Source organism: Paenarthrobacter sp. CC6 (genome assembly GCF_040560085.1).
Classification (GTDB): domain Bacteria; phylum Actinomycetota; class Actinomycetes; order Actinomycetales; family Micrococcaceae; genus Arthrobacter; species Arthrobacter nicotinovorans.
Genome location: NZ_JARDAN010000002.1, coordinates 1 through 14383 on the forward strand (window position 1 = coordinate 1; position 14383 = coordinate 14383).

Annotated in this window: 11 protein-coding genes and 1 pseudogene; 5 read left to right on the forward strand and 7 right to left on the reverse strand. The window is 63.9% G+C overall.

Annotated features, from left to right (window positions below; translation table 11 throughout):
• Positions 1–311, forward strand: a 311-nt coding sequence (locus PV760_RS01410) for a hypothetical protein (RefSeq protein WP_354626971.1), incomplete at its 5' end; no start/stop codon positions are given.
• 162 nt (positions 312–473) lie between these two features.
• Here the strand turns inward: PV760_RS01410 and gabT are convergent.
• Positions 474–1829 carry a 4-aminobutyrate--2-oxoglutarate transaminase gene (gabT, locus tag PV760_RS01415; protein WP_018776808.1) on the reverse strand — a complete coding sequence of 452 codons (1356 nt, stop codon included), beginning with the start codon at positions 1827–1829 and terminating at the stop codon, positions 474–476.
• Positions 1830–1914: 85 nt separating this feature from the next.
• Positions 1915–3345, reverse strand: a complete 1431-nt coding sequence (locus PV760_RS01420; protein WP_018776809.1) for a gamma-aminobutyraldehyde dehydrogenase — start codon at positions 3343–3345, stop codon at positions 1915–1917.
• Positions 3346–3488: 143 nt separating this feature from the next.
• Between PV760_RS01420 and PV760_RS01425 the strand changes: the two genes are divergently transcribed.
• The 3 genes from PV760_RS01425 to PV760_RS01435 all read left to right on the forward strand — a co-directional run bounded on the left by PV760_RS01425 (position 3489) and on the right by PV760_RS01435 (position 6953).
• Positions 3489–4931: a PucR family transcriptional regulator gene (locus tag PV760_RS01425; protein WP_354626972.1), complete on the forward strand. Its 1443-nt coding sequence runs from the start codon at positions 3489–3491 to the stop codon at positions 4929–4931.
• A gap of 64 nt (positions 4932–4995) precedes the next feature.
• Positions 4996–6276 carry an MFS transporter gene (locus PV760_RS01430; protein ID WP_193589879.1) on the forward strand — a complete coding sequence of 427 codons (1281 nt, stop codon included), beginning with the start codon at positions 4996–4998 and terminating at the stop codon, positions 6274–6276.
• Positions 6273–6953: a FadR/GntR family transcriptional regulator gene (locus tag PV760_RS01435; protein ID WP_079580847.1), complete on the forward strand. Its 681-nt coding sequence runs from the start codon at positions 6273–6275 to the stop codon at positions 6951–6953. The genes PV760_RS01430 and PV760_RS01435 overlap by 4 nt, the downstream gene beginning before the upstream one ends.
• Before the next feature lie 8 nt (positions 6954–6961).
• Here PV760_RS01435 and PV760_RS01440 read toward each other — a convergent pair whose 3' ends face one another.
• The 5 genes and pseudogenes from PV760_RS01440 to PV760_RS01460 all read right to left on the reverse strand — a co-directional run.
• Positions 6962–8341 carry an MBL fold metallo-hydrolase gene (locus tag PV760_RS01440; RefSeq protein WP_354626973.1) on the reverse strand — a complete coding sequence of 460 codons (1380 nt, stop codon included), beginning with the start codon at positions 8339–8341 and terminating at the stop codon, positions 6962–6964.
• An 81-nt stretch (positions 8342–8422) separates the two neighbouring features.
• Positions 8423–9889 carry an FAD-dependent oxidoreductase gene (locus PV760_RS01445; RefSeq protein ID WP_018776814.1) on the reverse strand — a complete coding sequence of 489 codons (1467 nt, stop codon included), beginning with the start codon at positions 9887–9889 and terminating at the stop codon, positions 8423–8425.
• A 20-nt stretch (positions 9890–9909) separates the two neighbouring features.
• Positions 9910–11172, reverse strand: a complete 1263-nt coding sequence (cobA, locus tag PV760_RS01450; protein ID WP_039242585.1) for a uroporphyrinogen-III C-methyltransferase — start codon at positions 11170–11172, stop codon at positions 9910–9912.
• Between the two features lie 112 nt (positions 11173–11284).
• Positions 11285–12196 carry a glutaminase gene (locus tag PV760_RS01455; protein WP_354626974.1) on the reverse strand — a complete coding sequence of 304 codons (912 nt, stop codon included), beginning with the start codon at positions 12194–12196 and terminating at the stop codon, positions 11285–11287.
• 119 nt (positions 12197–12315) lie between these two features.
• Positions 12316–13104 (reverse strand): annotated as a pseudogene (locus tag PV760_RS01460) (LLM class flavin-dependent oxidoreductase); the annotation flags it as partial.
• A gap of 68 nt (positions 13105–13172) precedes the next feature.
• Between PV760_RS01460 and PV760_RS01465 the strand changes: the two are divergent.
• Positions 13173–14276 (forward strand): GmrSD restriction endonuclease domain-containing protein, encoded by a 1104-nt coding sequence (locus tag PV760_RS01465; protein ID WP_354626975.1) that lies wholly within the window; start codon positions 13173–13175, stop codon positions 14274–14276.
• Positions 14277–14383: the final 107 nt, after the last annotated feature.

Consider the following 14383-nt stretch of genomic DNA (forward strand, 5'->3'; position numbering starts at 1 on the left):
GACGGACATGGCCACCAGAAGAACCTGAGGCTTGGCGCCTAGGGCGTTCCGGCGTCGAGATCGCGGGAGCCATGCAGGATCGCTGGATAGCAACGGCGATCTCGGCGCACTCCGGCGATCCCGGCACGCTCCGGCGATCTCGGCGCGCTCCGGCGACGGCGTGCTCCGGCGACGGCGTGCGCCTGGTCAGTGTCGGGCCCGTGGTCATCGAGGTCCAGCTGGACGGACATGGTCACCAGAAGAACCTGACGCTGGGCACCTCGTGCATTCCGGCGTCGAGATCGCGGGAGCCATGCAGGATCGCTGGATAGCAACGGCGATCTCGGCGAGGAACGGCGATCTCGGCGCAGTCCGGCGATCTCGGCCCACTCCAGCGATCCCGGCCCACTCCAGCGAACCCGGCGAACCCGGCGCACACACGGAGAAGGAGGGCCGGGAAACCCCGGCCCTCCTTCTGCGTACAGCGGTGAAAGTTACGCGTTGGCCTTGATGGCTGCGGCGAGGACCTCGAGGCCGTCGAGGAGCAGTTCGTCGCTGATAACCAGCGGCGGGAGCAAACGGATCACGTTGCCGTAGGTGCCACAGGTGAGGATGATGACACCTTCCTTGAGGCAAGCAGCGGCAACGGCCTTGGTGAGCTCGGCGTTGGGTTCCTTGGATCCGGGCTGGACGAGCTCGATGGCCAGCATGGCGCCACGGCCACGGATATCGCCGACCACGGAAACTTCTTCAGCCAGTTCGCGCAGCTTGCCCAGAGCGAGCTCTTCGATGTGGCGGGCGCGGCCGTTGAGGTCGTGCTGTTCCATGGTGTCGATCGCGGCGAGTGCTGCTGCGCAGGCAACCGGGTTGCCACCGTAGGTGCCGCCGAGGCCGCCCGGGTGAACGGCGTCGAGCAGGTCGGCGCGGCCGGTGATCGCGGACAGCGGGAGGCCGCCGGCGATGCCCTTGGCCATGGTGATGATGTCCGGGACAACACCTTCGTGGTCAACGGCGAACCATTCGCCCGTGCGGCAGAAGCCGGACTGGACTTCGTCGGCGATGAAGACGATGCCCTTTTCCTTGGCCCATGCGGACAGTGCCGGCAGGAAGCCTTCGGCCGGAACGATGAAGCCGCCCTCGCCCTGGATGGGCTCAATGATGATCGCGGCAACCTGGTCGCCACCGATCTGCTTCTCGATCATGGTGATGGCTCGCTTGGCTGCCTCGGCACCCGTGATCTCCGGGTTCTCTTCACGGAACGGGTAGCTCATGGGCATGCGGTAGACCTCGGGCGCGAACGGGCCGAAGTTGGTCTTGTACGGCATGGCCTTGGCGGTCAGTGCCATGGTCAGGTTGGTGCGGCCGTGGTAGGCGTGGTCGAAAGCAACCACGGCGTCGCGGCCGGTGGCCAGGCGTGCAACCTTGACGGCGTTCTCCACGGCTTCAGCGCCGGAGTTGAACAGCACGGTGCGCTTGGCGTGGTCGCCCGGGGTGAGGCGGTTGAGCTGCTCGGCAACTGCAACGTAGCCCTCGTAGGGGGTAACCATGAAGCAGGTGTGCGTGAAGTGCGCTGCAGCTTCCTGGACAGCGGCGACGACGGCGGGATCGGACGCGCCGACGCTGGTCACGGCGATGCCGGAGCCGAGGTCGATGAAGGAGTTGCCGTCGACGTCGCGGATGATGCCGCCGTCGGCGTCTTCAACGTAGACGGGGACGCCCGAGGCGACGCCGGCAGCAACGACGGCGGAGCGACGCTCGGCCAGTGCCTGCGACTTGGGTCCGGGGAAGGCGCCGTTGATGTTGCGCTTCTGCTCGATGCGGTACGACAGTTCGTTCGCGGTGGTGGTCATGGGGTGGTTGCCTTTCTGGGAAATTCGTACGGGTTACGCGGACGCGTTACGCAACTGCGTTATGCAACTGCGTTATGCAATTGCGTTATGCATCCAATGCACTCATCACGTGCTTGATCCGCGTGTAGTCCTCGACGCCGTACATGGAGAGGTCCTTGCCGTAGCCGGACTGCTTGAAACCGCCGTGGGGCATCTCTGCCGTCAGGAGGATGTGGGTGTTGATCCAGACCGCACCGAAGTCCAGGTCGCGGCTCATGCGCATGGCCGTCCCGTGGTCGGTGGTCCAGACGCTGGACGCCAGGGCGTATTCGACGTCGTTGGCCAGCTCGAGTGCTTCTTCTTCCGTGCTGAACTTCTGCACGGTGATGACCGGACCGAAGGTTTCCTTCTGCACGATGTCGTCGCTCTGCTTGGCGCCGGTGATGATGGTGGGCTCGAAGAAGAAGCCCTTCTCGCCTGCGCGGTGGCCACCGGTTTCGATCTTGCAGTTCGCCGGGAGGTGCTCCACCACGGAGGTCACGGCGTTGAAGTGGTTCACGTTGTTGAGCGGACCGAAGTAGTTGTCTTCGTCGTTCTGCGAACCGGTGTGCAGGGTCTTGGTGTGCTCCACCATGGCCGCCACGACGTCATCGTGGACGGAGTCCTCAATGAGCACGCGGGTGATGGCGGTGCAGTCCTGGCCGGCGTTGAAGAAGGCGAACTCGGCGATGGCCGCTGCGCTCTTCTTGATGTCGGCATCCTTGAAGACGATGGCCGGAGCTTTGCCGCCAAGTTCCAGGTGGGCACGCTTGAGGCCCTTGGCTGCGCCGCTGGCAACTGCGATGCCTGCGCGGACGGAGCCCGTGATGGACACCAGTCCGGGAACCTTGTGGTCAACCATCATGGCGCCGGTTTCGCCGGTGCCCAGGACAACGTTGAGGACGCCCGCCGGGAAGATCTCGCCGGCAAGGCGTGCCAGTACCAGGGTGGACTCCGGGGTGGTGTCCGAGGGCTTCAGGACCACGGTGTTGCCCGCGGCCAAGGCGGGGCCGATCTTCCAGATGGCCATGAGGAACGGGTAGTTCCACGGCGCAACCTGGGCTACGACGCCGATCGGTTCGCGGCGCACGTAGGAGGTGTGGCCCTCGAAGTACTCGCCTGCGGACTTGCCTTCCATGATGCGGGCGGCACCGGCGAAGAAGCGGAGCTGGTCGGCGCCGGCCGCAACTTCCTCGGAGGCGATCAGGGAGCGGACCTGGCCGGTGTTGCGGTGCTGGGCTTCTACCAGTTCGTCGCTGTTGGCTTCCACGGCATCGGCGAGCTTGAGCAGCATGAGCTGGCGCTGGCCGGGGGTTGCCTTCTTCCAGGTCTTGAAGGCCTCGTTGGCGGCGGTCATGGCTGCGTCCACGTCGGCTTGCACCGAAATGGGCGACTTGGCAACGATTTCCCCGGTGGCAGGGTTAACGATGTCCAGGAGACCCGTACCTGCCGGCGTGACGAATTCGCCATTGATGAAGTTCTGCAAGGTTTGAACCACGGCGTGCAACCCTCTTTCGGTGTCTGGGCATGGATTTAGCTGATCAGAGCCTATGCCAGGGAGGGGGTGCAAGGAATAGTCAGCTGCACACACAAGCACACCCCGCTTAGTGCGCTTGCCCAGCGCCGGGTTACGCTTTAAACATGGCTCTGTCCCTCGCTTCGCTCGTCGCTGTCCCCTCCCTGAAACTCCGTCAGTCCGGCCTCGCCGAGACCACGTGGAACCAGGACATCAGCTGGGTCGCGGTGACCGAATTGGAAGACCCGCAACGCTTCCTCAGTGGCGGCGAGCTGGTCCTCACCACGGGCCTTCGCCTCAAAAGCGCGGCTGATCAGCGGCGCTTCGTCCGCCAGGTCCAACGCGCGGGTGCTGTGGGGATCGGTTTCGGTATAGGCCTCACCCATGAATCGGTTCCCGGAGCCCTGATCGCAGAGGCCAACCGCTGGGGATTGCCCTTGGTGGAGGTGCCCTACGAAATCCCGTTCATCGCCATCGGCAAACTCGTGGCAGAGTCCCACTCCGCCGACCATTATTCCAATCTCGAACGCCTCTTGGCCGGGCACCAGATCCTGGCCCGCTCGCTCCTGACCGGCGGCGGCCTCAATGAACTCCTCAAGCAACTTGGCAGCATGCTGCGAACTGACGTCGTGCTCACCCAGTTCAGCGCGCAGCTCTACAACAGCGTGGTGGGGAAACCGGCCCCGACGGCGGACGGTTGGGCTTCGTATCCGATTCCCACCGGCCGCAGGGACGCCTGCACGCTCTGGTTGCGGCAGCCTTTCATCGATTCGGGAATCGTCAGCTACGCGCAGAACCTGATCAGCGTGGAGCTCAACAACATGGTCAAGCAGCGGCAGTCCCAGCGTGCCATGGCCGGGCAGGTGCTGGACGACGTCATCCACGGCACCCTGGAAACCATCGAGGCAGCCCGCCGTTTGGCAGGTGTGGGCATCAACAGCACAAGGAAAAACGTCGTGCTGGTTGCCGAGTCCACGGCACACCACAAACAGCTGGTCAGTATTTCCCTGCCCCAGGCGCTGGAAGGCGGCGTCAGCGCCGTCGTCGGCAAGGATTTGGTGACGGTAGTCAGCGACGACGGCAGTTCCGCCACCGCCCTGGCCAAGAGCCTTAGCGATCACCTGCAAGAGGCCGGCATCCACGCCGTGATCGGCATCGGCGGGGCCTACACCAAGCCGAACGGCCTGCGGTGGAGCTACTTCGAAGCGCGCGACGCCGCGGCGCACGGCTTGCCGGTGAACGAGCCCGAACGCCTGAGCCTGACCTCCCTGCTGCTGGCCAGCGAGGACGTTCCGTTGGCGGACATGGCCAGCGAGTCCCTCACCCCGCTGCGCAAGTTTGATGCCGCCCATGGCGCAGAGTTGGTGGCCACCCTGGAGAGCTACCTGAACCACAACGGCTCCGTGGCCGCGGTTGCCGAGGCGCTTACCCTCCACAGGAACACCGTGCGATACCGTCTGGCCCAGATCACGGAACTGACCGGCTACGACCCCTCGCAAACCCAGGACCGGGTTCAGCTGTGGCTCGCCTTGGCGGTTCAGCGGCTCGGCTCCCGCAACCCCAGGTAGCCGCTCCCGGAGAGCTTCGCCACAAAACTGTAGACATTAGACGTCAAACGTCTAACCTTTAAATATGGCGACGACCCCTCTGACACCCACGACAGGAAACATCCCGACGATTGCTGCTACCCAGGCTTCTTCCGCTTCGGCCAGCCAGGCAGCCCCCAGGACGCGCGTCGTCGCCGTCGTCGGCATAATTGCCGTAGTGCTCATCGGCCTGAACCTGCGTGCCGGGATTACCAGTGCCGCGGCCCTGTTCCACGAGCTGCAGCAGGTCCTGGGCTACGGGGCCCTGGTGGCATCGGTCCTGCCATCCATCCCTCTGCTGTGCTTCGCAGTGGCGGGCATGGGAACCTCGTGGTTGACCCGCCGCGTAGGTGTCGAAAAAGCCATTGCCATCGCCTTGGCCCTCCTGGCTGCGGGCTTGCTGGTCCGTGGCGTGCCGGTGACTGGCGCCCTGCTGGGCGGCACGGTCCTGGCCATGTCAGGACTGGCAGTGTGCAACGTGGCCATGCCGTCGTTCATCCGCGAGCACTATGCGGACCGCACGTCCATGATGACCGGCCTCTACACGTTCACCATGTCCGGCGGCGCAACCTTCGCCGCAGCGGTCAGCGTTCCCTTGGCACAGCAGCTCGGCTCGCCGTCCATGGGGCTGGCGGCATGGGGCCTGCTGGGTGTCGCGGCGCTCCTCGGTTTCCTGCCCGTAGTCCTGCACACGCACCGGAACACCACCAAGACCGACCGCCCGCGCGTCTCCATGTGGCCACTGCTCCGCACGCGCCTCGGCATCCTGATCACCGCCATCTTCACCTTCCAGGCCTTCCTCGCATATGCCGTGATGAGCTGGTTCGCCTATATCCTCACCTCCCAAGGGCTGAGTGCCTCCGAAAGCGGCCTCCAGTTCGGCGTCATGCAGTTGGTTTCGGTGGCGGCCGGAATGATCCTCCTCGCTTTCGGCTCACGGCCCGGCATGCTCCGCCCCGCGCTCTACCTCGCAAGCAGCTCCACGCTGGTGGCCATCGCCGCCATGCTGTGGCTGCCGACGTCGATGGCCGTGGTGCCGGCTGTGCTGTTCGGCTTCGGCTTGGGCATCTTCCCGCTGGTTTTGGTGATCATCAGCCGAAGCGGAGGTTCGACGGCGGAAACCACCGCACTCTCGACCATCGCCCAATCGCTGGGATACTTGATTGCGGCAATCGGCCCCTTCGGGATGGGGCTGCTCCACAGCGCCACCGGCGGCTGGGTGTTGCCCATGAGCCTGCTGTCCATCGTGGCTGTGGCGCTCATGGTCACTTGCCACCTGCTCACCAGCAAGCGCACTGCCACCAAGACCGCACCGAGGACCGTATGACCCTGACGCCTTCCCACCGCCCGGCCCTGGCCGAGGAAATTACCGCGAAGCTGCGGGACATGATCAAGTCCGGCGAGTGGCCATTGCAGGAACGCATCCCGGCTGAGCCCGAGCTCATGTCCACGTTGGGGGTTTCCCGAGGCACCCTCCGCGAGGCGATCAAAGCACTGGCGCACTCAGGCATGTTGGAAGTCCGCCGCGGTGACGGCACGTATGTGCGTGCAAACAGCGAGATGTCCGGGGCAGCCCAGCGCATGTACCTCGAGCACACGCAGGAACACATCGTGGAAGTCCGGCTTGGCCTGGACACCCAGGCTGCCCGCCTGGCCACCAAGCACGCCACCACGGAGGATCTGGCAGAGATGCGCCGGCTCCTTGCCGCCCGCCACGATGCATGGCTTGCGGAAGATTACCCTGCATGGGCCAGCGCCGATTGGGAATTCCACGAACGCGTCGCCCTGGCATCAGGCAATCCGCTGTTGCACCAGCTCTATGTTTCCTTTGGCGGCGTCTTCCACAACGATCTCTTGCGGCAGCAACGCAAGGGCGGCTTCAACGGCATTCCCCGTGAGGGCCACGACGAACTGGTGGACGCCCTGGAAGCGCGGGATCCCGACGCCGCTGTCCGCAGCGTCTACCGGAATCTCGACTATTGCTCGGACCAAAACCCGCGCTAGCCCATCAATTACGGCGTGGTCTCGATCCCTGCCCCGGCCGCGTCCCTGAACCTTGCGTTGATCAGCACCACGTCACGGCCGGCCCGGTCCAGCAGGCTGGCAGCAACACTGGCGCGGTATCCCGTGGCACAGTGCACCCAGATCCTGGCGTCCGGCAGCTCGGTGATCCTGCCGAGGAGCTCGTAGACAGGAACGTTCAGGGCACCTTGGATGTGGGACGCCACGAATTCCTCCGGTCGGCGCACATCCAACACCATGTCCTCCGGTTCCCTGCTCTTGAGGAGTGCAGCCCAGTCACCGTGCGGGTAGCTCGCCTGTGGAGACTCCGGCGCCAAGGCACCTATGTCCACGGCTCCGCTGTCAGGCCCGACGGCGGCATCCGGCCTTTCGATGCCGATCCTCGCCAGGTCCCGGATCGCTTTCTCCACCTCGTCCCGCGGTCCCAACAACGTGAGCGGTTGGTTCCACGGGATCACCCAGCCGAGGTAGCTGGTGAAGTTGTCCCCCTTCCCGTACTCGAAGCTCACGCTGCCGTGCAGATGGCTGTCCGCGAAAGCCACGCGGTTGCGCAGATCCACTACCCACTCCCCCGCTCTGAGACGCCTGTCCAGTTCCGTGGCATCCACGGAGTCCGGCACCCCCAGCTCCGCCGGACCAACACCGGCCGCGTTGAGGGGACTCATGTGGGCGTAGTACGCAGGGTAGGCCGTAATGTTCGCCAGTAACTCTGAGACGAAGTGGTCTTCATGGGGATCCGTCAAGGCGTGGTTGGACCGGACTTGCTCGCCGATCGTCGATGAATCCTGGTAGCTCGCGGGTCCGCTGGAACAAAACGAGCCGAATCCGTGGGTTGGGTAGAGTGCCGCGTCCGGGGGTGCCGCGTCCACCAGCCGACGGACCGAAGAATACTGTTTGTGGGCCAGCTTGGCGGTGTCGTGGGGTGACACCAGGTCCGTCCGCCCAACGGAACCGTAGAGCAAGCTGCCGCCTGAAAACACAGCCTCCGGACCGCCGTCGGGCGCGTCATCGCGGACCACGTATGTGAGGTGCGTGTGGGTGTGCCCGGGAGTGGCAACCACTTTCACCAACAGCCGGCCGACGCGGAGAACCTGGCCGTCGGAGACGGGGACGCGCGCAAATGACACCTCGTCCGCAGCGTTCACCCAGTACTCGGCTCCGTGCGCTTCAGCCAGGACGAGGCCGCCAGTGACGTAGTCGTTGTGAAGGTGGGTCTCGGCCACATGGGTGATCCGGACGCCGGCGTCGGCGGCTGCCGCTTCCACCCGGTCGATGTCCCGTTGCGGGTCGATCACCAGGGCGACGGCACCGTCGTGGACAAGGTAGCTCCGGTCCCCCAGCTGGGGCGTTTCAATGACGACGACGTCCATACCCCCACCTTAAAACAACGCGGGGTCACTTAGGGCCCATCCGGAAGCTCCGAATGGGCCCTAAGTGACCCCGCGTTGGTCTTAGACCTGTGCCGAGACTCCATCGCGGGAGATGTCGACCATGTCCTCACGCGGCACAACCTTGATGCGCTCACGCTTGACTTCGACGCCGTGGGAGCCGCCGGCTTCGGTGGCTGCTGCGCCGAGGGCGAGCTCGTGGGCATCCAGTGCCAGCCAGCCTTCCCAGCTGGTGAACTTCACGCCGCGGGCATCCAGCAGATCCACGACGGCGTCTGCCGCGGGAACCTCAGCCAGCGGCAGGTTTTCGCGGTCCTCCAGCAGGTATGTGACGGTTTCCAGGGCATCGCCCTTGGTGTGGCCGATGAGGCCGACGGGACCACGCTTGATCCAGCCGGTCGCGTAGAGGCCCGGAACGTGCTGGCCGTCGGCGTCCAGGACGCGGCCGCCGTCGTTGGTCACGACGCCCTTCTTGTGGTCGAACTCGACGTCCGGCAGCGCCGAACCGAAGTAGCCGATGGCGCGGTACACGGCCTGGACCGGGTAGTCGATGAACTCGCCGGTGCCGCGGGCGTTCCCCGTGCCGTCCAGCTCGGTGCGCTCGAACTTGATGCCGGCAACCTTGCCCGGAGTCTCCGCGGAGTCAACGATCTCCACCGGGCTGTGCAGGAAGTGCAGGTGCAGGCGGCGGGAAGCCTTCAGCTCGGACAGGTCCTCGGGCTGCTCGGCGATCCAGTTGGTGAGAGTGCCGACCATGGTCTTGGTCTGGTTGTTCGTCTGGATCTGGCGGTCGGACTCTTCGTCGAACTCGAAGTCCTCGGCGTAGAGGATGATGTCGACGTCCTTGGAGTGCGAAAGCTCGCGGAGTTCCAGCGGGGTGAACTTGACCTGGGCCGGGCCACGGCGGCCGAAGACGTGGACGTCCGTGACCGGGGAATTCTTCAGGCCGGCGTAGACGTTGTCCGGGATCTCGGTGACCAGGAGGTCATCAGCGTGCTTGGACAGGACACGTGCCACGTCCAGGGCCACGTTGCCGTTGCCCAGGACGGCGATTTCCTTGGCGTCCAGGGGCCATTCGCGGGAAACGTCCGGGTGGCCGTCGTACCAGGACACGAAGTCCGCGCCGCCGAAGGAACCCTCAAGCTCGATGCCCGGGATGTTCAGGTCGGCATCCTTGATGGCACCGGTGGCGAAGATGATGGCGTCGTAGTGCTTGCGGAGGTCCTCGATGGAGATGTCCGTGCCGTAATCGACGTTGCCGAAGAAGCGGATGTCGCCGCGGTCCAGCACTTTGTGCAGGGCGTTGACGATGCCCTTGATGCGGGGGTGGTCCGGAGCAACGCCGTAACGGATCAGGCCGTAGGGGGCCGGGTAGCGGTCGAAGAGGTCGATGCTGACGTTGAGTTCGCCGCTCTTGACGGCCTCGCTCTTGGTCAGGATGTCAGCTGCGTACACGCCGGCGGGGCCGGAGCCGATGACGGCGACGCGGAGCGGACGGTCCGCAGAACCTACGGGGGTGCTAATTGACACGGCTGTGTTCCTTCTTCTTCTCAGTTACTGCGGACGCGGGGACGGTTGGGGGTGATGGTGCTGTAGTCGGCGGTCTTGAAATGCTGGGGCGCAAAGGGGCTGACCCGGACGACGTCGCCGATCACGATGACCGCTGGATTGGCCACACCCACGGCTTCCGCCTGGTCCGCAATGCTTCCCAAAGTGCCGATGGTGACGCGCTGGTCCGGCAAATACCCGTTCTCTACGATACCCACTGGAGTGTCCAAAGGCAGACCCGAGCCTGCCAGGGCAGCCGCGGAATCGCGCAATTGCGCCACTCCCATGAGCAACACCACAGTGTGATCGGGCCGTGCGGGAACTTCGGACAGCTCCTCGTGGCCGGTGACCACGCTGAAGCCCTTCGCCAGGCCGCGGTGGGTCACCGGGATGCCGGCGGCTGCCGGAACCGAAATCGCGGACGTCACGCCGGACACCACTTCAACCTCGACGCCGTTCTGCCGGCAAAATTCTGCTTCCTCGCCACCGCGCCCCAGGACGTAGGGGTCGCCGCCTTTCAGGCGGACCACACGATTGCCCTTCAGGGCTTCGTCCACGAGGATGCGGTTGATCTCGAGCTGCGGCACGGGATGGTGGCCTGGCGTCTTGCCGACCTCGATCACGCGGACGTCCGGCGCGAGCTCTTTGAGCAGCTCGCGGGGACCAAGACGGTCGGCAACAACGACGTCGGCCTGGCCCAGCAGGCGCCTGCCGCGGACGGTGATGAGTCCCGAGTCGCCCGGACCGCCACCGACCAGAGCCACAGAGCCGCCTGCTCCCGGCTTGCGGTGCCTGCGAAGCGGGAGGTCACCTGTTTCAAGCGCTGTGGCCACGGCGTTGCGCAGTGCCATGGCGCGGCGTGGGTCTCCTCCGGCGTTGATGGCAATCTTGACGTCGTCCACCACGGCCACGGCAGGCGTCCACGCGGCTGAAGCTTCGTGGTCGGAGGCGTTGACGCACCAGATGCGCTGCGCCTCGGCGTCGGCTGCCACCTGGGTGTCCACGGCGGAAGTGCCGGTCGCCGTCTGGACGAACCAGACGCCGTCGAGGTCTGACGTGCGGTATTCGCGCGCTTCCCAGGAGAGGAGTCCCGAAGCGTCGAGGCCTTGAAGTGTTTCAGTGGCAATGGGAGCGACCACGGTGACTTTCGCACCGGCGTCGAGCAGCCCCTTGGCGCGGCGTTCCGCGACGGGGCCGCCGCCCACGACCAGCACCGGGCGGCCGAGCAGCCTCAGCGCGGTGGGGTAAATGTCCTGTATTGCCATGAAAAAACTGTAGGGCGGCGCCGTAATATGCTTCAAAGGCTCGGAAACAACCGGTAACGCTGGGTAATCCAACGTCACAAAAAGTCTGCAAAGGGCCCCGGGATCCGGCGGGCTAGAAGACGGACCACCCGGTGCGCGTGGTGAACTCGTCCAACGCGGCCACACCTGCCACGGAATTGCCGGAACGCCCCAGCCCAGGGCTCCACACGCTGATGGCGCACTTGTTCGGAACCACGGCCACGATTCCGCCACCAACCCCGCTCTTCCCCGGCAGGCCCACCCGGTACGCGAACTCCCCGGCGGCGTCGTACGTTCCGCAGGTGAGCATCACGGCGTTGATTCTCTTGGTCTGCGCCGGTGACAGCACCAGGGTTCCGTCCGCTCCCAAACCGTTGGAAGCGAGGAACCGGGTTGCCAGGGCAAGGTCTTCGCAGGTCATGGCCAGGGCGCACTGCTTGGCGTAGGAGTCCAGGACATCATCCACCGGGTTCTCCAAGTTGCCGCAGCTGGCCAGGAAGTGGGCCAATGAGGCATTGCGGTGCCCTTTGCCCAGTTCGGACGACGCCACGACCTGATCCGTATCGAGGCCCGTATTTCCGGTTTCCTGGCGCATCAATTCCCGGACAGCGTGCGCAGCGTCGCCTGTCAGGCTCAGGAGCCGGTCCGTCACGACGATCGCACCGGCATTGATGAACGGATTCCGGGGAATGCCTTCCTCGCTTTCCAACTGGACCAGCGAGTTGAAGGGGTTGCCCGAGGGTTCGCGGAAGACGCGCTTCCAGATACGGTCGCCGTCGGAAGCCAGAACCAAGGCGAGGGCGAAGACTTTGGAGATGCTTTGAATGGAGAACTCCACATGGGCATCCCCGGCCGAGAACACCTCGCCGTCCCGGGTGACCACCGAGATCCCGAACTGGTCCGGGTCTACGGATCCCAGCTGTGGAATGTAATCGGCCACCTTCCCTTGGCCAACGTGCGGTTGGACTGCGCCGACGATGTCTTCGAGGAGATTCTGAATGTCCATTGGAAACCTCTAATGTCTGGGTGCGTCCCGTCGTCGTTGACGTGACGCACAAGTGCTCCTGGGGTGCACGGCAACCGCGCACAGCGAGCAACACTACCGGCCTTTAGGGGCCGTCCGGATCACACTACGTGGTTGGCCTGCCATCCGAACGCCGGCGCTATGTGTTTGGCCACATTCCCCAGCAGCTTGGCGTTGTATTCCACTCCCAGCTGGTTGGGTACCGTCAGCAGGACGGTGTCCGCAGCCTGGACAGCTGCGTCATTGGCCAGTTCGTCCGCAAGCGCGTCCGGCTCCCCGATGTAGCTCTTGCCGAACCTGGACAAGGCTCCGTCGAGGATCCCGACCTGGTCCTGGCTGTCCGCCTGGGCGCGGAGGCCGAAGTAGCGGTTGTCCTCAGCATCGACGATCGGGATAACACTGCGGCTCACCGAGACCCTGGGCTCAAAATCATGACCTGCAGCGGCCCAGGCTTCGCGGAACATCCGGATCTGTTCTGCCTGCAATTCATCGAAGGGCACGCCGGTGTCTTCAGTAAGGAGTGTCGAGCTCATCAGGTTCATGCCCTGCTCGGCAGCCCACACGGCTGTTTTTCGGGTGCCGGCTCCCCACCAGATCCGCTGCGGAAGGCCCGGCGACTGGGGCTGGATGGGAAGCAAACCTGTCGCACCTCCGGAGTAGTGCGGATCGGCTTCGGCCACGCCGTGACCGGCGATTGCTTTGCGGAACAATGCTGTGTGACGCCGGGCCATGTCGCCGCCGTCTTCACCATCGGCGGGGACATAGCCGAAGTTCGCGGCACCGTTCCGGGCAGGCTCGGGTGAACCACGGCTCACGCCGAGTTGCAGCCTGCCGTCGCTGATGAGGTCCGTGGCGGCAGCTTCTTCGGCCATGTAGAGCGGGTTCTCGTAGCTTCCTATTGAGCTAGCTGGCCTCCAAGGAGTGTGGCTCCACCCTCGGGGCCCAGTATGATGCCTTTATGGCCCAGCCTCTACAGATTCAAAAGACCTCATACTCAGTGCTGGACTTTCTAGAATGGCAACGGCAAGGAACTTTGGACTTGCAACCGTTTTACCAGCGGCGCCCGGTCTGGAATCCGCGGATAAAAAGCCTGCTAATAGACTCCATCATTCGCGGCTTTCCCATTCCCTTGATATTCCTCCACAGCAGACTAAACGTCTCCACGTCTCGGAGCATTAGACAGGTTGTGGATGGACAACAGCGATTGCGTACCATTCTTTCCTTCATCGATCCTGACTGTATTGACAATCCGGACGAGAGGGACAACTTCAGAATCCTTCGATCCCATAACAAGGAGTATGCAGGACGGACCTTCGCGGAACTACCTGACGAAGTTCAGACAGACATCCTGCAAACGGCAATCTCGGTTAACGTTTTGCCTCCGGACGTTGCGGATGTCACTATTCTGGAGATCTTCCAGCGAATGAACACTACTGGGCTCAAACTCACCGAGCAGGAAATCCGAAACGGATCATATTTCGGCGAGTTCAAGGATCTTGCATACGCGCTTTCTTACGAACAGAACCAGCGTTGGATGGATTGGAACTTGTTCACGCCCCAAGAGGTGGCCCAGATGCAAGAGGTTGAGTTCGCAAGCGACCTCATGGGGGCACTCCTCCGTGGGGTGAGCGGTCGGTCACACGCTCAGATAACCGCGTTGTATCGCGACTACGACGAAGCTTTCCCGCAACAAGATCGCGTTGCTGCTGACTTCCGGGAAAGTTTCGAGCGCTTAGCACCTCTCTATGATGGACGTGTCGACCCGATGCTTCCTAAGCGCTTCCGCTCGACCTCCTGGTTTTACCCACTGTTCGCCATAGTGTCTGGTCTCTCTGACGCCGGTTCGGACCCCAAGAACGATCTAAGCAACGGGTTGCCAACGAGCGCTCAATTCGATTTCAAATTCCCGATCGCCCGACTTGCAGAAGCCCTCGTTGAGGTGGACCGGCGCATCGCTACCAAGGGGGAACTGCCCGACGAACTAGCCGAGAGTCTGCGTAGGCAGACCACGCACAAGGCCAGCAGGCTACAACGAATCCGACTCGTTCGCTCGGTGCTATAGCCAATGAGCGACGGCCCTCAACTTGCGGCTGATCTGGCATCAGAACTTTCTGGTTTGCGCAAATCCGTCGAGGACGCGGAACAGGCGTACAAGTCATCTAATCTTCA

Bases quoted from the DNA above. Each gene is read 5' to 3' on its own strand.
- gabT (WP_018776808.1), bottom strand. From the start codon at position 1,829: ATGACCACCACCGCGAACGAACTGTCGTACCGCATCGAGCAGAAGCGC.
- PV760_RS01425 (WP_354626972.1), top strand. From the start codon at position 3,489: ATGGCTCTGTCCCTCGCTTCGCTCGTCGCTGTCCCCTCCCTGAAACTC.
- PV760_RS01430 (WP_193589879.1), top strand. From the start codon at position 4,996: ATGGCGACGACCCCTCTGACACCCACGACAGGAAACATCCCGACGATT.
- PV760_RS01435 (WP_079580847.1), top strand. From the start codon at position 6,273: ATGACCCTGACGCCTTCCCACCGCCCGGCCCTGGCCGAGGAAATTACC.
- PV760_RS01440 (WP_354626973.1), bottom strand. From the start codon at position 8,341: ATGGACGTCGTCGTCATTGAAACGCCCCAGCTGGGGGACCGGAGCTAC.
- cobA (WP_039242585.1), bottom strand. From the start codon at position 11,172: ATGGCAATACAGGACATTTACCCCACCGCGCTGAGGCTGCTCGGCCGC.
- PV760_RS01455 (WP_354626974.1), bottom strand. From the start codon at position 12,196: ATGGACATTCAGAATCTCCTCGAAGACATCGTCGGCGCAGTCCAACCG.
- PV760_RS01465 (WP_354626975.1), top strand. From the start codon at position 13,173: ATGGCCCAGCCTCTACAGATTCAAAAGACCTCATACTCAGTGCTGGAC.